At 66.7% G+C, this 21,238-nt stretch carries 14 protein-coding genes; 9 read left to right on the plus strand and 5 right to left on the minus strand.

The features are described 5' to 3' along the window. The first annotated feature begins 6 nt into the window (after window positions 1–6). The 3 genes from BM436_RS02025 (at window position 7) to BM436_RS02035 (ending at window position 4,117) form a co-directional block, all read left to right on the plus strand. Window positions 7–1,236 (plus strand): M20/M25/M40 family metallo-hydrolase, encoded by a 1,230-nt coding sequence (locus BM436_RS02025; protein ID WP_093552915.1) that lies wholly within the window; start codon window positions 7–9, stop codon window positions 1,234–1,236. Between the two features lie 74 nt (window positions 1,237–1,310). Continuing rightward, window positions 1,311–2,069 (plus strand): DUF3304 domain-containing protein, encoded by a 759-nt coding sequence (locus tag BM436_RS02030; protein WP_093552916.1) that lies wholly within the window; start codon window positions 1,311–1,313, stop codon window positions 2,067–2,069. Then, a complete protein-coding gene (locus BM436_RS02035) occupies window positions 2,066–4,117 on the plus strand; it encodes a phospholipase effector Tle1 domain-containing protein (protein ID WP_093552918.1) in 2,052 nt (683 codons plus the stop codon). Before BM436_RS02030 ends, BM436_RS02035 begins: the two co-directional genes overlap by 4 nt. A 3-nt stretch (window positions 4,118–4,120) precedes the next feature. On the opposite strand, the gene BM436_RS02040 is transcribed toward BM436_RS02035, so the two are convergent. Both BM436_RS02040 and BM436_RS02045 read right to left on the minus strand, forming a co-directional pair. Beyond that, complete coding sequence (locus tag BM436_RS02040; RefSeq protein WP_093552920.1) at window positions 4,121–4,321, minus strand: hypothetical protein; 201 nt, start codon at window positions 4,319–4,321, stop codon at window positions 4,121–4,123. Window positions 4,322–4,344: 23 nt separating this feature from the next. Further along, on the minus strand, window positions 4,345–6,696 hold the full coding sequence (locus BM436_RS02045) for a dockerin (RefSeq protein ID WP_307663913.1): 2,352 nt from the start codon (window positions 6,694–6,696) through the stop codon (window positions 4,345–4,347). 455 nt (window positions 6,697–7,151) lie between these two features. Between BM436_RS02045 and yidD the strand changes: the two genes are divergently transcribed. Then, window positions 7,152–7,607 (plus strand): membrane protein insertion efficiency factor YidD, encoded by a 456-nt coding sequence (yidD, locus tag BM436_RS02050; protein ID WP_229488772.1) that lies wholly within the window; start codon window positions 7,152–7,154, stop codon window positions 7,605–7,607. A 39-nt stretch (window positions 7,608–7,646) separates the two neighbouring features. Here the strand turns inward: yidD and BM436_RS02055 are convergent, their stop codons facing one another. After that, on the minus strand, window positions 7,647–10,034 hold the full coding sequence (locus BM436_RS02055; protein WP_093552922.1) for a prolyl oligopeptidase family serine peptidase: 2,388 nt from the start codon (window positions 10,032–10,034) through the stop codon (window positions 7,647–7,649). Between the two features lie 292 nt (window positions 10,035–10,326). Here BM436_RS02055 and BM436_RS02060 point away from each other — a divergent pair, with 292 nt between their 5' ends. The 4 genes from BM436_RS02060 (at window position 10,327) to BM436_RS02075 (ending at window position 17,600) form a co-directional block, all read left to right on the plus strand. Next, complete coding sequence (locus BM436_RS02060) at window positions 10,327–11,346, plus strand: NrtA/SsuA/CpmA family ABC transporter substrate-binding protein (RefSeq protein ID WP_093552924.1); 1,020 nt, start codon at window positions 10,327–10,329, stop codon at window positions 11,344–11,346. Window positions 11,347–11,354: 8 nt separating this feature from the next. After that, window positions 11,355–13,865 (plus strand): ATP-binding protein, encoded by a 2,511-nt coding sequence (locus tag BM436_RS02065; RefSeq protein ID WP_093552926.1) that lies wholly within the window; start codon window positions 11,355–11,357, stop codon window positions 13,863–13,865. After that, window positions 13,866–15,101, plus strand: a complete 1,236-nt coding sequence (locus tag BM436_RS02070; protein WP_093552928.1) for a hybrid sensor histidine kinase/response regulator — start codon at window positions 13,866–13,868, stop codon at window positions 15,099–15,101. Window positions 15,102–15,227: 126 nt separating this feature from the next. After that, window positions 15,228–17,600, plus strand: a complete 2,373-nt coding sequence (locus tag BM436_RS02075; RefSeq protein WP_093552930.1) for a DNA polymerase II — start codon at window positions 15,228–15,230, stop codon at window positions 17,598–17,600. A gap of 39 nt (window positions 17,601–17,639) precedes the next feature. Here the strand turns inward: BM436_RS02075 and BM436_RS02080 are convergent, their stop codons facing one another. Further along, the gene (locus tag BM436_RS02080) at window positions 17,640–17,840 is read right to left on the minus strand and encodes a hypothetical protein (protein ID WP_093552932.1); all 201 of its coding nucleotides are present in this window, start codon (window positions 17,838–17,840) and stop codon (window positions 17,640–17,642) included. A 261-nt stretch (window positions 17,841–18,101) separates the two neighbouring features. Continuing rightward, complete coding sequence (locus BM436_RS02085; RefSeq protein ID WP_093552934.1) at window positions 18,102–19,991, minus strand: sigma-54-dependent Fis family transcriptional regulator; 1,890 nt, start codon at window positions 19,989–19,991, stop codon at window positions 18,102–18,104. A 303-nt stretch (window positions 19,992–20,294) separates the two neighbouring features. On the opposite strand from BM436_RS02085, the gene BM436_RS02090 reads away from it, so the two are divergent. Beyond that, the gene (locus BM436_RS02090) at window positions 20,295–21,218 is read left to right on the plus strand and encodes a transporter (RefSeq protein WP_093552936.1); all 924 of its coding nucleotides are present in this window, start codon (window positions 20,295–20,297) and stop codon (window positions 21,216–21,218) included. The last annotated feature ends 20 nt before the right edge of the window (window positions 21,219–21,238 follow it).

Below are 21,238 nucleotides of genomic sequence, written 5' to 3' on the forward strand. Positions count from 1 at the left end.
GTAACAATGAGCCGTGAAGAACAACTGATCCAGTGGATCGACGCCCACTTCGACGAGGAAGTGGCCTTCCTGCAGCAAGTGCTGCGGGTGCCGACCGACACCCCGCCCGGCAACAACGCGCCGCACGCGGACATGGTCGCCGACGCCGTGCTGGCCTACGGCTGGACCGCCGAGAAGCACGCGGTGCCGGAACAGGTGGTGCGCGACTACGGCATGGAGACGATCACCAACCTGATCATCCGCCGCCCGTACGCCGAGGGCGGCCCGACCGTCGCGCTCAACGCGCACGGCGACGTGGTGCCGCCGGGCGACAACTGGACCTATCCGCCGTACGGCGGCGTGATCGACGACGGCTACATCTACGGCCGCGCCGCCGCCGTCTCCAAGTGCGACTTCGCCACCTACATCTTCGCCGTGCGCGCGCTGGAGGCGCTGGGCGTGCCGCTGAAGGGCAAGCTGGAACTGCACTTCACCTACGACGAGGAATTCGGCGGCCTGCTGGGTCCCGGCTGGCTGCTCGAGCAAAAGCTCACCAGGCCGGACTACGTCATCGCGGCCGGCTTCAGCTACAACATCGTCACCGCGCACAACGCCTGCCTGCAGTTCGAGATCACCGTGCACGGCAAGTCCGGCCACGGCGCCATGCCGGAAACGGGGCACGACGCGCTGCAGGCCGCAACCCGGATACTGAACGCGCTCTACGGCCAACTGCCGGAACTGAAGAAAATCAAATCGAAGGTGCCCGGCATCGACAGCCCGACCATGCTGGTGGGCCGCATCGATGGGGGCACCAACACCAATGTCGTTCCCGGCAAGGTCGTCATGAAAATGGACCGCCGCATGATTCCGGAAGAGGACCCGGTGGCGGTGGAGGCCCAGGTGCGCGCGCTGATCGAGGACGCGGTGCGCGGCGTGGAGGGCATCAGCATCGACATCAAGCGCCTGCTGCTGTCGCACGCGCTGCGTCCGCAGCCGGGCAGCGAGACGCTGGTGGGCCACATCCAGAAGAACGCCAAGGCCATCCTGGGCGAGGACATCCCGGCCGTCGGCACGCCGCTGTACGCCGACGCGCGCCTGTACGGCGAGCGGGGCATCCCGGCCGTTCTGTACGGCGCCGGTCCGCGCACCGTGCCGGAATCGAACGCCAAGAAGGCCGACGAGCGTCTCGCGCTGGAAGACCTGCGCAAGGCCACCAAGATCGTGGCGCTCACGCTGGCGGACTTCCTGGCGCCCTGAACGGTCAATCGGGCGACGGCGTGTTGTTGAGTAGAGTAAAGTTGCCACAAACTTAATCTCTTCGACATTGCAACATGCAAGCAAACTCTCCACTGCTACGCTTCGCCCAGCCTTTGCTGCTGTGCCTGCTCGTGACGCCGGCGGTCGTGGGCTGGGCGAAGTCCACCGTCTCCGTCAGCGTGCACGGCGTCAATTACAGCAACCAGACCTTCAGTTATTCCCTTGAGGACCCGAACGATAAAAAGAACCGCATTGGCGGCGAGCTGGTCGACCGCTTCGCCGCAGGCGGCACCCAGTGCTGCTACGAGCTGCCCAGGCAGTGGCGGCCGGGCATCAAGATTCAAGTGAACTCGCGGCACTGGCTGCCCAAGGAGCCGGACGGTAAGTTACCGGAAGTGGCCCAGACCCACGTCGTGGAAGTGCCGGAGTACGCCGACGGCAAGCCCGGCGAGTTGTGGGTGCTGCGCCAGCCGGACGGCACGGTGAAAATCGTCTCCAGCGACTACCAGCCGGATCACGAGAAATGGCCGGGGGAGGTCAAGGGGTGGCCGGTTCCTTCGCTGGAGTATCGGCGAGAGCGGCATGCGTTGTATCTGGAGTTGGCGGAATCTGATGTGAAGTCCGTCAAGCGATTGCTCAGCGATTTGCAGCAAGACCCAGCCAAAAGCACGGCACTATCGTGGGAACTGAGGCGCAAGTATAGTCCTCTGGATTTGACCAGTTTCAGCGGCCCGTCGGATCCCAAATTCAGGGATTGGCTGCAGAAAGAATATGAGCAGTCCTTGCAGGCGAGCGAAAACAAGGCTCTAAGACTGAGGGAAAGCCAGCAATGACGGCTCAGCTGATTTCTCACATACCAGCGAGCTATGGCGCGGCTGACGTTCGCGAAGTCCTTTTTTCGGACTTGGAGCGCCAGGGATTTCGTAAGCGCGAAGAGATGGAACAGCCGCCACTTGGCGTTCCTGGAGCCTCTTGCACCACCAACCTGTTCTTCGGCTTCTTCTTCGACGGCACGAAGAACAACTACGTCCAGGCCGAACCAGGCAAGAACCACTCGAACGTCGCGCGGCTCTATGATTGCTTCCCCGGGCTAAGTGTCGCGGGCGTATTGCCCGCCACGACCGACTGGCAGTACAACCCGGAACGCTACACGCATTTCTTCAAGACCTATATACCCGGCGTCGCGTCCCCCTTCAAGGAAGTGGGCGACAACGGCGAAGGGATCAAGCTCGCCCTTGGCGCGGGCACGGGACGTGGCGGCCAGGCCAGGATCGCCTGGGCACTCATGCAGGCGATAAACAACGTGCATCGCTATTTCATGAAGCAGCCACTGGTCGATTCGACGGAAGCCGGTTCGCTCGCGCACCGGATGGACCTGAGCAAATGGCATCGGCGTCAAATGCCGCTCAACCGCCGCAGGGAAACGCCCGGCCCCAACGACGCGCAAAACGAAACGACGCATCATCTGCTGGCCGGTCTGCTGAAAAGGCTGCACAAGGCCGTGTCGCAGCATTGGCCCGCCCAGAACGGCAAGCCGGCGAAACTGGATCCGGGGATCGTCAAAACCATCCACGTCTCCACCTTCGGCTTCTCGCGCGGCGCCACGCAGGCCAGGGCGTTCACCAACTGGCTGATGTCGCTGTGCCAACTGGACGCCGAGCTGTGCGGCAAGTCCGGCATGACGCTGGGTGGTTTTCCCGTGCAGTTCGATTTCCTCGGCATTTTCGACACCGTCGCGTCGGTGGGCGCGGGCAATAGCTTCGGCAATACCTTTTGGGGCCGGATCTTCGACGGCCACGGCGCCTGGGCGGACTCGGAGGAAAACCTCCGAGTCCCGGAAGGCCTTCCGTGCATGCACCTCGTCGCGGCCCATGAGATACGGCGCAGCTTTCCCCTCGACTCCGCCTCCGTCAAGGGCATCCTCCCCTCGGCGTGCGAAGAAATCGTCGTCCCCGGCGTCCACTCGGACATAGGCTCGGGCTACTGCCCCACAGAGCAGGGACGCGGCATCGACCCCGATGGCGCGGATATGTTGGCGCGCATCCCCTTGATTCACATGTACAGGGCGGCGCGCCTGGCGGGTGTGCCGCTGAAGCTGGAACTCGCCAGTGATGTGGTCAAGAAGCGTTTCGCGGTCACGCCCGCCGTGATCGACGCCTTGAACGCCTATCTCGCGCTGTGCGAAGCGAAGGAGGGCTCCTTAACGGAAATCATGCGCGAGCAGACCAGGCTTCGCATCCTCTACCACCGGGCCAGGCGGGTATCCGGCAAGGCGGGAGTGGACACCAGCGCGAGCTTCAAGCGCGCCACCAACTTCGACAAGAACGATCTGCACAGCGCCTACCTCGAGCTTGACGAGGAGATCAAGGAATTCGAGGCATGGATGAAAACAGGGAAACTGGACGACAGGCTTGTCCACCAGGAGCCCGGATTCCGCAACCAAAAGGAAAACGAATGGAAGGAGATAGCTAGCTGGTGGAAAACCGCCAGCCCTCTGCCGGACGCGGCAGTGCATTTCTTCGACGAATACGTCCACGATTCGCGCGCCTGGTTCAAGCTTTCCCTGAGCGACCCGGATAATGAACCCGGCATGTTGAAGAAGCTGGAATCCTGGGGCAAGCGATTGAGGGATTTCGAGTCGGCTCCTACCCATGACGAGACCGGAGCGCCGAAGAGTAGCGGGCTCACACCCGACCAAACGCTGGCCGCCCGCGAATACATCAAAACCGGCGCCATCCCGCGCATGCCGACCGAGGGCCGGGAAGACTGGGAAATAGCCGGCTACCTGCGATACCGGAAAGTCTACGCCGGCGCCGACGCTTATCTGATTTCCAAGCGCAAGCCAGCCGCGAATGGTTCCGGTCTGGCCATACACGCCTAGATATCAGGGGACGTGGATCCGTCCGTAGCTGTTCCAGTCGGCCGCCATGGCGCCGATACCGCCGAACTGGCGGGCATCATCGTTGAAGCGCGACCAGGTGGCGCCGTTATCATCGGAGCGGTACACGCCGCACACGCCGCTGACGCGCCCACCCTGTTCAAGAAAAAAACCGCCGCGGCCCGTTTCCGGTGCCGCGGCGGTCATTGGCTGCGTCAGGGACGTGTCACTCAGTTGGTATAGATCAGACCGCGACCGGTACCACTGAAGTAGATGCGCCCATAGGTGTTCCAGTCGCCCGCCATCACGCCGATGCCGCCGTACTGGTGGGCATCATCGTTGAAGCGCGACCAGGTCGCGCCGCCATCGTCGGATTGGTAGATGCCCCACACGCCATTCCTCGTACCCACGACGTAGAGCGCGGCCGAGTACGGAGCGCCGGTCTGCGCCTTGCCCAGGGCGATGGTGCTGGCCCCCTGCACTTTCTCCGTCATGCTGGTGCCCGCGATCGACGCGAAGCCGTTCAGCTTGGTCCAGCTCGCGCCCGAATTGGTCGAGTGGTACACGGTGTCGCCGTCGGTCAGCCAGATGTCGCCCTCGACGTTGGGGTTGACCACCATCGACGTGAGACCAAAGGCGTTGGGGGCCAGGTTCGCCGACACCGAGCCCTGGCTCAGCGTGAAGTTGTGGCCGCCATTGGTCGAGACGTAGACCTTGCCCGCCGGCCCCCAGAACGCGCCACCCGAATCGTAGGCATAGACCTTGTTCGGATTCTTCCGGTCGACTACCAGGTGATAGCCGTTATCCCAGCCGGGGGCGGCCGGCGCCGGCAGGTTGGTCGCGGTCCAGCTCGCGCCATTGTTCGTGGTGTAGGATGGCACCGAATTGGACGGCGCCCAGATCACGTTGTTGCGGGACGTGGTCACGATACTCCCATTGGCGGAATGGTTCGCCGCCGCGCCCGCGGGCAGGGTCGCGAAGTTCGACCACGAGCTACCGGCGTTGCCGGACCAGAAGCCCAAGGTGGCTGAGGTTCCGTGGTTGACGCCGGAACCGACGATGTAAGTCGGATCGGACCACAACACGTCGGCGTAGTTGCCATTGCTCCAGTCGGAGGTGGGGCCCCTGGTCGGCGTCGTCGCGAGGTCCGTCTGGACCCATGTCCCGATGTCGCCCGCGCTGTTGACGAACTTGTACGGCGCGCCGGCCGGCGGCGTGACGATGGCCAGGGTGGCGGTCTCCTCGAGGTTGTTGTTCGGGAAGTCCCAGCTCGGCGTGGCCGACGACGCGTTCCAGGTTTCCCAGACGCCGCCGCCGGTGACGTGCATGATGTGGTCGGGGTTGGCTGGATCGATCTCGATGTCGTCGATCCAGCCCCAGAACTGTCCGCCCCAATGCACCATGCCGCCCGCGATTTCGCGCCAGGTGCCGCCGCCGTTGTCGGACAGCTGGACGACAGGGCCGGCGGAGCTCCAGGTGCCGGTCACGGCCAGCGCGATACGGGCCGTCGAGCCGGTGCCGGTCACGGACACACCGCCGTAGCCGCCGCCGGTCGTGATGCTGGAGAGCTGGGTCCAGGACTCGTTGCCGCTCACGCCACCGAACTTGTAGAGGTAGCCGGGACCGCCGGCGCCCTCGCCGCCGTTCTTGTTGAATACCACGTAGTAAGCGCCGTCGCTGGTACGCACCATGTGCGGGACATAATAGCCGGACACGGTCGACGGGACCGACACCGGCGTCCACGAAAAGCCGCCGTTGACGGACTTGTACAGGGTCGAGGTCAGGCCCGCCACCTGGGCGTAGTCCGGTGCGACGGCGGCATACATGATCCAGGTCGTCGCGCCGCCACCCACGTTCGAGTTGTCGAACATGATCTGCTCGACGCCCTTCACGGCGCCGATAGCCTGGATCTGGGCGCCCGTGAGCACCGTGCTCGACAGACCCGTCTGGGTCCACGTCTGACCCGAGTTCGTGCTCTTCCACAGGCCGGCCGTGCGCGAGGCGTAGAACATCGTCGATGGATTGGTGGGATCGAGCTTCAGGCGTTCGCCGATGGCCCGGCCGCCTTCATTGCCACCCACCGGGAAAGGCAGGTCGTAGTGCGTCCACGTGGCGCCGCGGTTGCTGGAGGCATAGATACGGCCGTTTGCCGGGTTGCCGCCGCCATCCTTCGTATACATGCCGGTGACCAGGTACACGCGCTGGTCGTTGGTCGGATCGAGGCCGATGCTTTCGACGCCATGGTACCGGCTCTCGCCCGCGGTGAAACCGATACCGTCGGTGATGGGCGTCCACGACCCGTTGGAATTATTCCAGCGGTAGGCGCCGCCGATGTCGGTGCGAGCGTACATGAGGCCCGCGGTCGTCGGATGGTAGGTGAGGCCGGTGACGTAGCCGCCGCCGGCCCATTTCACGCTTGTATAGCTGGTGGCCGCCGGGCCGCCCATGGCGACGCGGTTGCCCGGCGCGGCGCTGACCGCGGCGCCGCTGTCGCCGCCGCCGCTGCAGCCGGCCAGCATGCCGACCAGAAGACCGGCCAACAGGGTGGGGACGACGAGCTTGACGTTGTATGTCGGTTTCAAATTGTGCTCCTCCAGAAATGGATAATAGTTTGAATTCGCCGGTATGGCGGGCAGCGCTGCGACGCTGGCCCGCCGCCGCGCCGGACATGGTCCGGCGCGGTGAAACGGAGGCGGCGCCTTGACCGGCGCAAGGCGCGCTTCCTGTTGCTCGGGGAAATTGCCGGACTGATTCGCCATTGGGATCCCCAGTATAGGAAGTGCGGATTGTTCAAAATTTGTGAAAATCACCAGTGGTATTAACGATTTAACTCAAGCGTTGTAGTGCAACCGCGCGTGGCTTCGTTCCGTGATTTGTTTGACATATATCAAAGACGCTCGCGCGCCCGCGGCGTTGCATGTCGCCGGCGCGCGCGGACCGGCGCCTGTTTGCGCGAGCCCTGCCGGACCGGCTATCTTGATAAGTTTTCCTTAAGCAATGCATGAGAGAGTGGCCGCACCTATTTCAAAGGTGGGCCATGCCGACTTTCCAAACCGCGCTGCGAGGCGCCGCGCTGTGGGCGATCCGCGCTTATCAGCGCTACCTGTCGCCGTACAAGGGGTTTTCGTGCGCCTTCCGCACACACACGGGACGGGACAGCTGTTCCGCCTATGGCCACAGGGTGATCGCGCGGCACGGCGTGTGGCGCGGGCTGGCGCTCCTGGACCGCAGGCTGTGCGCCTGCGGCTTGACGCATCGGTTGCACGCGCAGCCGGCCCCGCAGAGCAGGCATGGCGCGTTCCGGCATCAGGCGGGGTTCTGCGACGCGCCTTGCGACCTGCCGTGCGACGGTCCCTGCGACCTTCCCGGAGGCGGCAAGCGGGCGGTCGGCGGCGCCGGGGAGTGCGCGTGCGACGTGCTGTCCAACTGCGGCTGCGACATCTTCGATAAGTGGCGCGAAAAACGCAGGCGCCGCCGCCGCGACGGCAAATAAAAAACGCCACCTTCATTCGAGGTGGCGTCCTGGCCCCGCTTATTTCTTCAGCGTCCGTTCAAACAGCTGGTAGATGCGGCGGTACTGGTCGTACCAGCTCTCCGGCTGCAGGTAGGCGTGGCGCTCCAGCGGGTAGCTGGCCAGTTCCCAGTTGTCCTTCCTCAGTTCGATGAGGCGTTGCGCCATGCGCACCGAGTCCTGGTAGAACACGTTGTCGTCCACCATGCCGTGCGCGATCAGCAGGTGGCCTTGCAACTTGTCCGCGTATTCGATCGGCGACGATTTCCGGTAGGCCCGCGGGTCCAGCTCCGGCGTGTTCAGGATGTTGGAGGTGTACTCGTGGTTGTAGGTGGTCCAGTCGGTCACGGGACGCAGCGCGGCGCCGGACTTGAACAGCGCCGGCTCGCGCAGCATGGCCATGAAGGTCATGAAGCCGCCGTAGCTGCCGCCGTAGATGCCGACCTTGTCGATGTCGCCCTGGTGGTTGGCGGCCATCCAGTTGGCGCCGTCGACGTAGTCCTCCAGCTCGGGATGCCCCATTTGCCGGTAGATGGCCGTGCGCCAGTCGCGGCCATAGCCCTTGGACGCGCGGTAGTCCATGTCCAGCACGATGTAGCCTTTTTCCACCAGCAGGTTGTGGAACATCTGCTCGCGGAAGTAGTTCGAGTAGCGCTTCGTGGCGTTCTGCAGGTAGCCGGCGCCGTGCACGAACAACACCACCGGGTACTTCCTGCCCGCCTCCAGCGTGGCCGGGCGGTACAGCTTGGACCAGATCGGGCCCGCGCCGTGCGTGGACGGCACCGCCACCAGTTGCGGTTGCACCCACTGGCGCGCCTTGAATTCGGGCGTGCGGGTGTCGGTCAGCTTGACGGCCGCGCCGCCGGCGGCGGGGACGGTGGCGATCTGCGCCGGCAGGTAGGCGGACGAGTAGTGCACCAGCAGCTTGCGCTCGTCCGGCGACACGCTGAACTGTTCGACGCCGCCGTCGAGCGCGGTCACCTCGCGCACCGACCCGTCCCGGGCATCGACGGCGCACACCTCGTAGGCGCCCGGCGTCTTGCGGTTGCACAGCAGGTGGGCCACCGATCCGTCGGCCGACCAGCGCACATTGGTCGCCTCCCAGGCTCCCTGGGTGAGCGCGCGCCGCCTGCCGTCCGCGCCCAGCGTGTACAGGTGCGCGTAGCCGCTTTCCTCGGACAGGAACCACAGCGTGGCGTGGTCCGGCAGCCAGCCGAACTGGTTGTAGCTGTTGTTGATCCAGGCCGTGTCGCTGACGCGGTGCAGCGGCTTGAGCCCGCCGTCCGCCAGGTCGACGGCGGCGATCCAGCGGTCCTTGTTGTCCACCGCGCGCAGCATCACGGCCACGCGCGCGCCGTCGCCGCTCCAGACCATGCCGCCGCCGCTTTCGTCGTCCAGGCGCACGGCGCGGTTGCCCTTCAGCGCGGGCAGCTTCTGTTCCTCGCGCAGCGCCGCCAGCGGATCGGCGCCGACGCCGGGCAGCGCGTCGTAGGAGACCGGCGTGACCTTGCGCGTCCGCAGGTCCACCAGGTGCAGCGACTGCTGCTTCGGCGTGTCGCGGCCGACGCGGGTGCGCTCGTCGTCGCTTTCCTCGTAGCCCGATTCGGTCACGTAGCGCGGCATCTTGCTCGCGCGGCCCTTGTCGCCCTTGGGCGAGGTCGCCACCAGCAGGTAGCGGCCGTCCGGCGACAGCGCGCTGCCGTCGATGCCCTCCTTGTCGCCCAGGTAGACGGCCTGCGGCGCGCGCGTGGCGTCGGCCCGGCGTTCCTGCTCGGCGCGCTCGCGCAGCGCGTCGCGCTCGTCCTTCTGGCGCTGGAGGGTGGCGATCAGGCGCAGTTGCATGTCGCGCAGGGCCGTCTCGGACTGCCCCGCCTCGGGCGGCGCGGCCGGGTCCCTGGCCGCGCGCGGCAGCGCCACCGGCGCCACCATGCGCTCGGCGCGGTTCCAGCTGTACCAGTCGGCGCCGGCGCGGAACTGCACGGCGCGGCCGTCGGCCGAGTACTGGGCGGCGGCCGGCGACGGCGACATGCCGCGCGTGATCTGCGCCAGCGCGCCCGATTTCAGGTCGCGCTCGAACAGGTCGCCGTTGCGGAACACGATGGCGCGGGAGCGGTCGCGGTGGTAGACGACGGTGGCCGAGTCCAGGCCGGCCAGTTCGGCGTCGCCCACCAGCCGCGGCGCGGCGGCGGTGTCGACCTGGAAGGTGTCGCGCAGCGGCGAGCCGGCGCGCTTCTGCCTGTAATACACCCGCTTGCCGTCCCAGTTCCACCAGGCGGTTTCCACGGGCGTGCCTATCCAGTCCGGGTGGGACATGGCCTGGTCCAGCGTGATGGGGGTTTGCGCGGCGGCCGGGATGGCCGTCGCCGCGCACAATGCCGCGCACAGCGCGGAAAGAGCTATAGATCGCATCGGTAAATGTCGTTGAAGAGGGGGGAGGAGGGTAATCCGGACCTGAAACACGAAGGCGCATTCTAGCTGAAGTGCATTGCGGAAATTGTATAAGCATGTAACAGGAATACCCGGGAACAACCCGTACCTATGGGCTTGCAAGCCGCGCGCAGCCTGTACTACGGGGCTCCGTGGCCTTATTGCGAATGTTGCCAATAGTGTATAAGCTGATCCGGGTCAACTTCGGCATGGGGCGGCGCGCTTCGCATTGCATCCCGCCAGTCACCTGCCCGACTCTCGTGGAGGCGTAACGATGACCCAGAAAGTGCAGCGTGTGATCGCCTTGCTGCTGCTGTGCGCGGGCCTCGCCGCCCTGGCGGCCTACCTGTGGCACGGCCGCGCGGACGGGAACGCCGCCGCCGCGCCGGAAACGGTGATCCTGGCCACCAACACCAGCTATGTCGGCATGTGCCCCATCATCGCGGCGCAGCAGCAGGGCTACTTCCTGCGCGCCGGCATCGCGGCGCAGATCCAGAACCACAACAGCGGCAAGTCCGCGCTGGAGGCGGCGCTGCAGGGCCGCGCCCACCTGGGCACCGTGGCCGACATCCCCATCATGTTCGCGGTGCTGGACAAGGTGCCGGTGTCGGTGGTGGCCACCTTCTTCCGCGCCGAGCGCGACCACGGCATCGTCGGCCGGCGCGACCGCGGCGTCACCGGCCCGGGCTCGCTGAAGGGCAAGCGCATCGGCGTCACGCTGGGCACCTCGGCGCACTTCGTGCTGAACGCGGTGCTCAACCGCCAGCTGCTGTCGGCGCGCGACGTCACCCTGCACAACCTGAAGGCCGAGGAGTTCGCAGGCGCGCTGCAGCGCGGCGACGTGGACGCGGTCTCCAGCTGGGAGCCCTTCCTGGACGGCCTGGCCACCCAGCTGGGCAGCAACGCCACCGTGTTCTACGCCGAGGACCTGTACGAGATCCCCTACAACATCGCCGGCAGCAGGGAGTACGTGGTGAGCCACCCGGAGACCATCAAGAAGGTGCTGCGCGCGGTGGTGGAAGGCGCGCGCTACTGCCGCGAGGAGCCGGCGGCGGCGCAGGCCATGACGGCGGCGGTGATGAAGTCGACCGCCACCAAGTGGCGCGAGCTGTGGCCCAGCTACCGCTTCAGCGTCGGCCTGGACCAGGCGTTGCTGCTGGCGCTGGAGGAGGAGGCGCGCTGGGCGATGTCGAACCAGCTGGTGGCCACCGTGCCGATGCCGAACTACCTGGGCGCCATCGACCTGCAGCCGCTGAAGGCCGTGGCGCCGGCGGCGGTGACGGTCATCCATTAGGGGGATGCATGCGCCTGGCGACCCGCTTCAAGCTGATGGCCTTGTTCTCGGCGGCGATCGTGGCGCTGATCGTCCTGGTGTTGCTGTCGACCTCGCAGCGGGTGCAGCGCGAGCTGGTGAAGAACGAGACGGCGGGAGAGGTGCTGAACGCGGTCACCGCGCTGCGCTACCTGACGCAGGAATACGTGCTGCGCCACGAGGAGCGCTCCGAGGCGCAGTGGCAGCTGCGCAGCGCGTCGCTGGCCAAGCTGCTGGGCGAAACCGAGGCCTTCGGCGAGCGCGAGGAGATGCAGATCCTGGCCGGCCTGCGGCGCACCCACGCCAGCCTGGACAAGCTGTTCGACGTGCTGGTGGCGCAGCAGGCCAAGGGCCAGCAGGGCGCGCCCGAGCGCGCCGTGGCCGTCGAATTCGAGTCGCGCCTGTCCGGCCAGATCGCCAACAAGGTGCAGCTGATGATCGTCGACGCGCTGCGGCTGTCCGAGTTGAGCCGCAGGGAGCTGCTGGCGGCGCAGCAGCGCGCCAGCGTCGCGGTGGTGCTGTTCGGCGTGCTGGTGATGCTGGTGGTGCTGGGCACCGCGCTGGCCGGTTTCCGCAGCGTGGCGCGGCCGCTGCTGCGCCTGCGCGAGGGCACCGCCCTGGTGGGCGCGGGCAACCTCGATTTCCGCCTCAACCTGACCGCGCGCGACGAGATCGGCGACCTGGCGCGCGCCTTCGACGGCATGACGCGCACCCTGCAGCAGACCACCGTCTCGCGCGACACGCTGGCCGGCGCCAACGCCGCGCTGCAATCGGAAATGGCGCAGCGCGCGCAGGCCGAGGCGCGCACGCTGGCGCAGCTGGGCCGGCTCAACCTGCTGCACCAGATCACCCGCTCGGTGGGCGAGCGGCAGGACCTGCGCAGCATCTTCCAGGTGGTGGTGCGCAGCCTGGAGGACCAGTTGCCGATCGACTTCGGCTGCATCTGCCTGTACGACCGCGGCAACGAGCGCCTGGTGGTGAGCTGCGTCGGGCTGCACAGCGCCGCGCTGGCGCTGGAGTTCCCGCTGCTCGAGCGCACCCACATCCCGATCGACGCCAACGGCCTGGGGCGCTGCGTGCAGGGCCACCTGGTGTACGAGGGCGACATCGGCGAGGTCGACTTCCCGCTGCCGAAGCGGCTGGCGCGCGGCGGGCTGCGCGCGCTGGTGCTGGCGCCGCTGCTGGTGGAAAGCCACGTGTTCGGCGTGCTGGTGGCGGCGCGCACCGCGCCGGAGAGCTTCAGCAGCGGCGAGTGCGAATTCCTGCGCCAGCTCAGCGAGCACGTGGCGCTGGCCGCCAACCAGAGCGAACTGTACGCCGCGCTGCAGCGCGCCTACGACGAGATGCGCCAGACCCAGCAGGCGGCGCTGCAGCAGGAGCGCCTGCGCGCGCTGGGCCAGATGGCCAGCGGCATCGCGCACGACATCAACAACGCCATCTCGCCGGTGGTGCTGTACACCGAATCGCTGCTGGAAACGGAGGCCGGGCTCAGCGCCAAGGCGCGCACCAACCTGGAGGTGATCAAGCGCGCCATCGACGACGTGGCCGCCACCGTGGCGCGCATGCGCGAGTTCTACCGCGCGCGCGAGCCGCAGGCCAGCCAGGCGCCGGTGGACCTGAACCGCCTGATGCAGCAGGTGGCCGACCTCACGCGCGCGCGCTGGAACGACCTGCCGCAGCAGCGCGGCGTGACGATACGGCTGGCGATGGAACCGTTGCCGGACTTGCCGGCCGTGATGGGCATGGAGGGCGAGATCCGCGAGGCGCTCACCAACCTGGTGTTCAACGCGGTGGACGCGATGCCCGAGGGCGGCCAGCTGACCATGCGCACGCGGCTGATGGAGGGCGCCGCGCGCCGCGCCTGCGTCGAGGTGGCCGACAGCGGCGTCGGCATGGACGAGGACACCCGGCGCCGCTGCCTGGAACCCTTCTTCACCACCAAGGGCGAGCGCGGCACGGGCCTGGGCCTGGCCATGGTGTACGGCATGGTGGAGCGGCACGGGGCCGGCATCGAGATCCTGTCCACGCCCGGCAAGGGCACCACCATGCGGGTCGGCTTCGACGTGCCGGCCTCGCCCGAGCAGGGCGCGCCGCAGGCGCCGGTGCTGGCGCTGCGGCGCAGCGTGCGCATTCTGGCGGTGGACGACGACCCGCTGGTGCTCAAGTCGCTGCGCGACATCCTGGAGCAGGACGGCCACCGGGTGGTGGCGGCCGACGGCGGCCAGGCCGGCATCGACTCCTTCCGCGCGGCGCACACCCGCGGCGAGCCGTACGAACTGGTGATCACCGACCTGGGCATGCCCTACGTGGACGGGCGCCGGGTGGCGCAGTCCGTGAAGCAGCTCTCGCCCTCGACGCCGGTGATCCTGCTGACCGGCTGGGGCCAGCGCATCGTGGCCGAGGGCGACATGCCGGTGCACGTGGACCGCGTGCTGGGCAAGCCGCCCAAGCTGCGCGAGCTGCGCGAGGCGCTGGCCGCCTGTTGCGAAGAGGAGGCTTGAATGGGGTCGCGCATCCTGATCGTGGACGATGAAGTGGCGCACATGCGCGCGCTGTGCGACACGCTGGGCGCGCACGGCTACGACACCGTGGGCTGCGCCTCCGGCGCCGAGGCCATGCAGGCGCTGCAGGCGTGGCAGGCGCTGCAAGCGATGCAGGCGCGCGAGCCGGACCCGAGCCAGGGCGGCCGCTTCCAGCTGCTGCTGGCCGACCTGATGATGCCCGGGCTGGACGGCATCGGCCTGGTGCAGGCCGCGCGCGCCATCGACGCCGACCTGGCCTGCATCATCATGACCGGCGAGGGCACCATCTCCTCGGCGGTGCAGGCCATGCAGGTGGGCGCGCTGGACTACATCCTCAAGCCGTTCAAGATCTCGGCCATCCTGCCCATCCTGGTGCGCGCGCTGGAGACGCGCAACCTGCGCATCCAGAACGAGCTGCTGGAGCGGCGCCTGCGCGAGCACGCGGTGCAGCTGGTGCGCATGAACGAGGAGCTGCGCGTGGCGCGCATGCAGGCCGACCGCGCCAACCAGGCCAAGTCGGCCTTCCTGTCCAACATGAGCCACGAGCTGCGCACGCCGCTCAACGCCATCCTCGGCTTCGCGCAGATCCTCACCTCGGAAAAGCTGGTCTCCACGCCGGCGCAGAAAAAGCAGTTCGCCAACAACATCCTGCTCGGCGCGCGCCACCTGCTCAAGCTGACCAACGACCTGCTGGACCTGGCGAAAATCGAGTCCGGCGCGCTGTCGCTGGACCTGGAGCGGATGGCGCTGGCGCCGGTGCTGCAGGAATGCCGCACCCTGGTCGATCCGCAGGCGCGCCTGCGCGGCATCGACCTGCGCGTGGCGGTGCCGGAACTGGCCTGGGTCACCGCCGACCGCATGCGGCTCAAGCAGGTGCTGATCAACCTGATGTCCAACGCCATCAAGTACAACCGCGAATTCGGCTGCGTCACCGTGCATTGCGGCGCCGCCAGCGGCGAGCAGCTGCGCATCTCGGTGCAGGACACCGGCCCGGGCCTGAACGACGAGCAGGTGGCCTCGCTGTTCCAGCCCTTCAACCGGCTGGGGCAGGAGGGCGGCACGCAGGAGGGCAGCGGGCTGGGGCTGGTGCTGACCAGGCACCTGGTGGAGAAGATGGCGGGGGAGATGGGCGTGGTCAGCACGGTGGGGATGGGCAGCACGTTCTGGATAGCGCTACCCGGCTGCGCGGGCATCGACGTGGTGTGCACCGCCTGAGCGGGGTGTCCCCGCCACCGCCGCCGAACGTTGGCCGCCGCCGCATCCGCCCCAAGCCGCCCTCGCCAACTTGGCTGTGTTTATGTACAGTATAATTGGCAAACACACCATCGTTCAGGCATCACCGTGGCTCCGACATCCCAGCAAGGTTTTATTCTCACCCGCCATTGGCGCGACACCCGGAATGGAACGGAAATCGAATTCTGGCTGGCGACCGACGACGGCCCGAGAAAAGTCCGGCTGACATCGCAGACATCCGTCGCGTTCGCCGAGGCCGGCCTGCGCCCCGCCATCGAGGCGCAACTGTCCGGCGCGCCCGGCATCGAGCTGCGCGACCTGCCCCTCAAGACCTTCGACAACGAACCCGTCGTCGGCGTCTATTCCTCCCAGTACAAGCAGCTCACCGCGCTGGAACGCGGCCTGCGCGAGCACGGCATCAAGCTGTACGAGGCCGACATCCGCCCGCCGGAGCGGTATCTGATGGAGCGCTTCATCACCGCCTCGGTGCAGGTCGATGGCGGCGCCGTGAACGGCGCCGCCATCACCGACTGCAAGCTCAAACCGGCGCCCGATTATCGTCCCGCGCTGCGGATGGTGTCGCTGGACATCGAGACCAGCGCCTTCGAGGACCTGTATTCCATCGCCCTGGAGGGCTGTGGCCAGCGCCAGGTGTACATGCTGGGACGTGCGCCCGAGGGGACCGCCGCGGACCCCGGCTTCGACCTCGAATACTGCGCCACGCCGCGGCAACTGATCGAAAAGCTCAACGCCTGGTTCCACACCCACGACCCGGACGTGATCGTCGGCTGGAGCCTGGTGCAGTTCGACCTGCGCGTGCTGCAGAAGAACGCCGACAAGCACAAGGTCCCGCTGCTGCTGGGCCGCGAGGGCAAGACGGTGGACTGGCGCACCCACCAGGCGCGCGACGGCTACGTGTTCGCCTCCATCGCCGGCCGCGTCGCCATCGACGGCATCGAGGCGCTGCGCTCGGCCTCGTGGACCTTCCCGTCCTTCAGCCTGGAGAACGTGTCGCAGACCATGCTGGGGGAGGGCAAGGACATCGGCGACGCCTACGACAAGATGGCCGAGATCGAGCGCCGCTTCCGCGAGGACAAGCCGGCGCTGGCGCACTACAACCTGAAGGACTGCGAACTGGTCACCCGCATCTTCGACAAGGCCAGGCTGATGGACTTCATCGTCGAACGCGCCAACGTGACGGGCCTGCAGGCCGACCAGTTCGGCGGCTCCATCGCCGCCTTCAGCCACCACTACCTGCCGCGCATGCACCGCGAAGGCTACGTCGCGCCCAGCGTCGGCGACGTTTCCGGCAGCTCGTCCCCCGGCGGCTTCGTGATGGACTCCAAGCCCGGGCTGTACGACTCCGTGGTCGTGCTGGACTACAAAAGCCTGTACCCTTCCATCATCCGCACCTTCCTGGTCGATCCGGTCGGCCTGGTGGTCGGCCAGGCGGAGCGGGACCCGGAGGCCGTCGTCCCCGGCATGCGCGGCGCCGTGTTTTCGCGCGCGAAGCACTGCCTGCCCGCGATCACCACGCAACTGTGGGAGGGCCGGGACGCCGCCAAGCGCCAGAAGAACGAGCCCCTGTCGCAGGCCCTGAAGCTGCTGATGAATTCCTTCTGCGGCGTGCTCGGTTCGCCCGACTGCCGCTTCTTCAATCCGCAACTGGTGTCCTCCGTGACGCTGCGCGGCCACGAGATGATGAAGCTCACGCGCGTGCTGGTGGAGGAGGAGGGCTACGACGTGATCTACGGCGACACCGACTCCATCTTCATCTGGCTGCGCAAGGAATACGCGAACGACGCCGCGCTGGCCATCGGGCAGGGGCTGGCCGACAAGATCAACGCGTGGTGGAGGAAGACGCTGCGGGAGCAGCTGGGACTGGAGAGCCATCTCGAGATCGAATTCGACACCCACTTCCAGCGCTTCTTCATGCCGACCATACGCGGCACCGACATGGGCAGCAAGAAGCGCTACGCCGGCCTGACCGTCAACGGCAAGGGGGAGGAGGAGGTCATCTACCGCGGGCTGGAGGTCGCGCGCAGCGACTGGACGCCGCTGGCCCAGCAATTCCAGCGCGGCCTGTTCCTGCGCATCTTCAAGGCCGAGCCCTACGAGGAGTACGTGCGCGACTACGCGCGCAAGACGGCGGCCGGCGAGTTCGACGAATTGCTGGTCTACCGCAAGCGCCTAAGGCAGCGGCTGGAGGACTACCAGGTGAACGCGCCGCCGCAGGCGCGGGCGGCGCGGCTGGCCGACGAATTCAACAAGTCGCTGCGGCGGCCGTTGCGCTACCAGAACGGCGGATGGATCAGCTACGTGATGACGACGAGCGGGCCGGAGCCGCTGGAAGCGCTGCGTTCGACCATCGACTACGAACACTATCTGTCCAAACAGCTGCAGCCGATCGCCGACTCCATCCTGCTGCCGATGCACGACAGCTTCGCCAACCTGACCACCGCGCAGGGCAATCTGTTCTGACTTTAATCCGCGCCGCCGTGGCCGGCGGCGCGTTTCACCTTAGTCGGCCAGCGCGGCCTTTTGTTCGGCGGTCAGGCGTTTGGCGGTCACGACCACGGTTTGGATAGCGCTAACTTTGGCGACGGCAACAGTGGCTTTTGGAGCGATCAGCTTGGGCACGGCGGCGGTTGCGGCGGCGGTCGCGCCGATCAGGACCAGGGCTCCGACGAAAATGAATTCCATGGATTTGCTGATGTTCATGCTTTTCTCCTTTAAAAGTGTTCTTTCCTTGAGCACATTATGCGTAGGGGAGAAATATAAGGCCAATTTTAAATTTCGATTTCATATATTCACAAACAATATGATGATCCTTAATTTTTTAATGGCCGTTATTGCTTTGGTGAATCACATTGCGGAATTATGTGGTGGAGACGAATTTCTGCATGATGTCAGCGGATACTTATGGAAACTTATTTTTTGATTTATAAGTTAGTGAACCGCCGCGAGCGCCTGAAAACACCGCTATTGCCGGGCCTCGATTCCATACAGGCGCATCTTGCGGTACAGGGTCTGGCGCGAAATGCCGATGTGGAGCGCGGCGGCGGAAATATTGCCCCTGGTGGCGCGCAACGCGCCACGAATGAAGTCTAGCTCGTTGCGCTTGATGTGCGACAGCGATACGGGCTCGTCAACGGCGGGCCGCGCCGCCGGCCGCATACCGCCCGTGATTTCCTCGGGGAGGTGGCACGGCTCGATACAGCCGCCGTCCTCGGCATACATGGACGCGATGCGCAGCACATGTCGCAGCTGGCGGATGTTGCCCGGCCATGCATACCCCAGCAAGGTCCGCATGGCCAGCCCGGATATCCGCGGCAGTTCGAGTCCCGCGTTCGCCTCGCGCAGCATTTGCAGTATCAGCGCGTCGATGTCGCCGCGCTCGCGCAGCGCGGGCAAGCGGACGTGCAGGCCGTTGATACGGTAAAGCAGGTCTTCGCGGAAGCCGCCGGCGGCGACCAGCCGGGGCAGGTCGCGGTGGGTGGCGCAGATCACCGCGATATCGATGCCGGTGGCCTTGCTGGCGCCGAGGCGGGTGATGCTGCGTTCCTGCAGCACGCGCAGCAAGCGGCCCTGGAGTTCGTGCGGCATGTCGCCGATCTCGTCGAGGAACAGCGTGCCGCCGTTGGCCTGCTCCATCTTGCCGGCCGCGCCGCCGCTGCGCCCGCCGGTGAAAGCGCCTTCCACGTAGCCGAAGAATTCGGATTCGATCAGGCTGGCCGGAATCGCCGAACAATTGATCGCGACGAAGGGTCCGAGGGCGCGCGGTCCGCCGTCGTGCATCAGGCGCGCGGCGACTTCCTTGCCGGTGCCCGTTTCGCCGGTCAGCAAGACCGGGATGTCGCGGGCATAGGCGCGCCGCGCGTGCCGCAACATTTCCTCCACCCGCGCGTCCCGCTGCGTCACGCCGGCCAGCGGTCCGGCCGCGAGGTCCGCGCCGGGCGCGCTTTTCACCCCGCGCAGCGCCTCGCGCCTGACTTCGCCCCCAAGCCCGATCCGGGCATGCAGGGCCAGACCGCCCGTGCCGCGCAACTGCACGGGGGCCTGCCGCGCCGCGCGCAGCCGGTCCATCGTCCGGTGGAATGGCGCGTCGAACAGCGTCTCGAACGCGATTTTCCCGCCCCTGGCGTCCACCAGCGCCAATAGATGGCGCGCGGTCTGGTTCAAGCCGAGCACGCAGCCGTCTTCCGACAATGCCAGCAAGCCCTCGAGCGGCGTGCCCAGCATGTCCGAGCGCGGATGAATGCGGATGAGGATGGCGTTCCGGATGTCGTACATCAAGCGGTTCTCGATGGCGCGCGCGGCCAGGGCCAGCCCTTCCATGGCGGCGCCCGCGTCGCTGTGGCTCAGGCTGCTGGCGTCGAGCGCGCCGACCAGTTCCCCGGCCGGATCGAACACCGGCACGGCGACGCAGACCAGGTCCTTCGCCTCCTGCAGGTAATGCTCGCAGCCGCTCACCACCACCGGCTTGCGTTCCGCGATCGCGCAGCCGGGCCCGTTGGTGCCGACCGCGATTTCGCTGAGCGAAACCCCGGTCCGCAAGACCTGTTCCAGGCGCGACGACGCGCCGGGTGACTTGCCGAAGGTGGAGACGATGGTGCCTTCCTCGTCGAGGCAGGCCAGCATCCAGCCGGCGCCGCCTATGCTGTGCTGGAGCGCGGCCAGTTCCGGCGCCGCGAAGCCGGCCAGCCGCTGGTTGCGCTCGCGCACGCGCCGCTGCAGGGCCTTGCTGACTTCGTTGAGCAGCAGCGAATCGGAGGGCGAGATGCCATAGCGGCGCGACCTGTCCCATGAATTCCTGACGATCTCGGGCAAACGCTGGCGCGGGTCTATGCGTGGCTGATCCGGATTGATCATGGTTGTCTCCTTTTTTATCCGTGTCTTGTTGTATCAGACGCGGCGCGGCGCAACTGTCGCCGGGACGACAAAGCCCGGGCGCCGCGTGTCCACTTTCTGGACAGCGTGACGCCGGCCACTGGCGCGTAACGTGACGCGGGACGCCGTTCGGCGCGACCTGGCAATCGCGCCAAGTTCCTCATTTCAATGGCTTTTCTCCCGCAAGTGGCGGCTTGCCCGGGCGTGGCACGCGCATTGCGGTACGGAGTGAGGGCGGCCGCGGAGGCCGTTCACAAAATAATCAATGGAGAAGAGGAGAGTTGCATGAAGCAGACAGAGTTCAGGAAGGGCAAGACGTATCCGCTGCGCGCTTGCGCAAGCCCGCATGCCGGCGCGGTGCTGGCCACGCTGGCCGCGCTCGCCGGCGGCCCGGCGGCGGCGATCGATGTGGACGCGGGCGACTACACCGCGCTGCCGGTGGGCAGCAAGCTCGCGCTGGTCTACTACCAGCGCGCGGAGCGGGACAAGCTGTATGGCAAGGGCGCCCGCGTGCCGCTCGACGCGGGACTGGATTCCGATGTCGGCATCGCACGCGGCGTGCACTTCATGGACATCGGCGGCTATATCGTCGATCCGCAATTCCTGCTGCCCTTCGGCAGGCTGAAGGCGAAGGATGGCACCGGCTTCCTGGGCGACACGGGCGGCACCGGCGACCTCATGCTCGCCGCGACGGTGTGGCTGGTCAACCGGAAGGAGGGCAACACCTATTTCGGCGTCACGCCTTTCCTGATCCTGCCGACCGGCCAGTACGACCGCAACAGGGCGCTCAACCTGGGCCAGAACCGCGCCAGGTTCACGCTGCAGGCCGGCTACATCACCGCGCTGACGACGTCGCTGTCGCTCGACGTCGTCGGCGACTTCACCGTGTACGGGCGCAACACCGAATTCGGCGCGGCGGGCGCCACCCTCGAGCAGAAGACCGGTTACGGCGCGCAGGCGCACCTGCGCTATCACGTGGCGCCGGGCTTCGATCTGCGCGGCGGCGTGTTCAGGACCATCACCGGCGAGACCAGCGTCAACGGGGCCCGCCAGGGGGACCGCGGCGACACCACCAAATTCAATATCGGCGCCTCGTATTTCGTCCGGCCGGCAACCCAACTGCTGGCCACCTACGGGCGTGACGTGTCGGTGCGCGACGGATTCAAGGAGGGCAATCGCCTCAACCTGCGCCTGTTGCAAGTCTACTGAACCCTTAGCCCCCAAGGAAA

Source organism: Pseudoduganella namucuonensis (assembly GCF_900116645.1).
Taxonomy (GTDB): domain Bacteria; phylum Pseudomonadota; class Gammaproteobacteria; order Burkholderiales; family Burkholderiaceae_D; genus Rugamonas; species Rugamonas namucuonensis.

What these genes read in the sequence shown, in the direction of transcription:
- BM436_RS02025 (WP_093552915.1), top strand. Translation starts at nt 7, where the DNA reads ATGAGCCGTGAAGAACAACTGATCCAGTGGATCGACGCCCACTTCGAC.
- BM436_RS02030 (WP_093552916.1), top strand. Translation starts at nt 1,311, where the DNA reads ATGCAAGCAAACTCTCCACTGCTACGCTTCGCCCAGCCTTTGCTGCTG.
- BM436_RS02035 (WP_093552918.1), top strand. Translation starts at nt 2,066, where the DNA reads ATGACGGCTCAGCTGATTTCTCACATACCAGCGAGCTATGGCGCGGCT.
- BM436_RS02040 (WP_093552920.1), bottom strand. Translation starts at nt 4,321, where the DNA reads ATGACCGCCGCGGCACCGGAAACGGGCCGCGGCGGTTTTTTTCTTGAA.
- yidD (WP_229488772.1), top strand. Translation starts at nt 7,152, where the DNA reads ATGCCGACTTTCCAAACCGCGCTGCGAGGCGCCGCGCTGTGGGCGATC.
- BM436_RS02055 (WP_093552922.1), bottom strand. Translation starts at nt 10,034, where the DNA reads ATGCGATCTATAGCTCTTTCCGCGCTGTGCGCGGCATTGTGCGCGGCG.
- BM436_RS02060 (WP_093552924.1), top strand. Translation starts at nt 10,327, where the DNA reads ATGACCCAGAAAGTGCAGCGTGTGATCGCCTTGCTGCTGCTGTGCGCG.
- BM436_RS02065 (WP_093552926.1), top strand. Translation starts at nt 11,355, where the DNA reads ATGCGCCTGGCGACCCGCTTCAAGCTGATGGCCTTGTTCTCGGCGGCG.
- BM436_RS02070 (WP_093552928.1), top strand. Translation starts at nt 13,866, where the DNA reads ATGGGGTCGCGCATCCTGATCGTGGACGATGAAGTGGCGCACATGCGC.
- BM436_RS02080 (WP_093552932.1), bottom strand. Translation starts at nt 17,840, where the DNA reads ATGAACATCAGCAAATCCATGGAATTCATTTTCGTCGGAGCCCTGGTC.
- BM436_RS02085 (WP_093552934.1), bottom strand. Translation starts at nt 19,991, where the DNA reads ATGATCAATCCGGATCAGCCACGCATAGACCCGCGCCAGCGTTTGCCC.
- BM436_RS02090 (WP_093552936.1), top strand. Translation starts at nt 20,295, where the DNA reads ATGAAGCAGACAGAGTTCAGGAAGGGCAAGACGTATCCGCTGCGCGCT.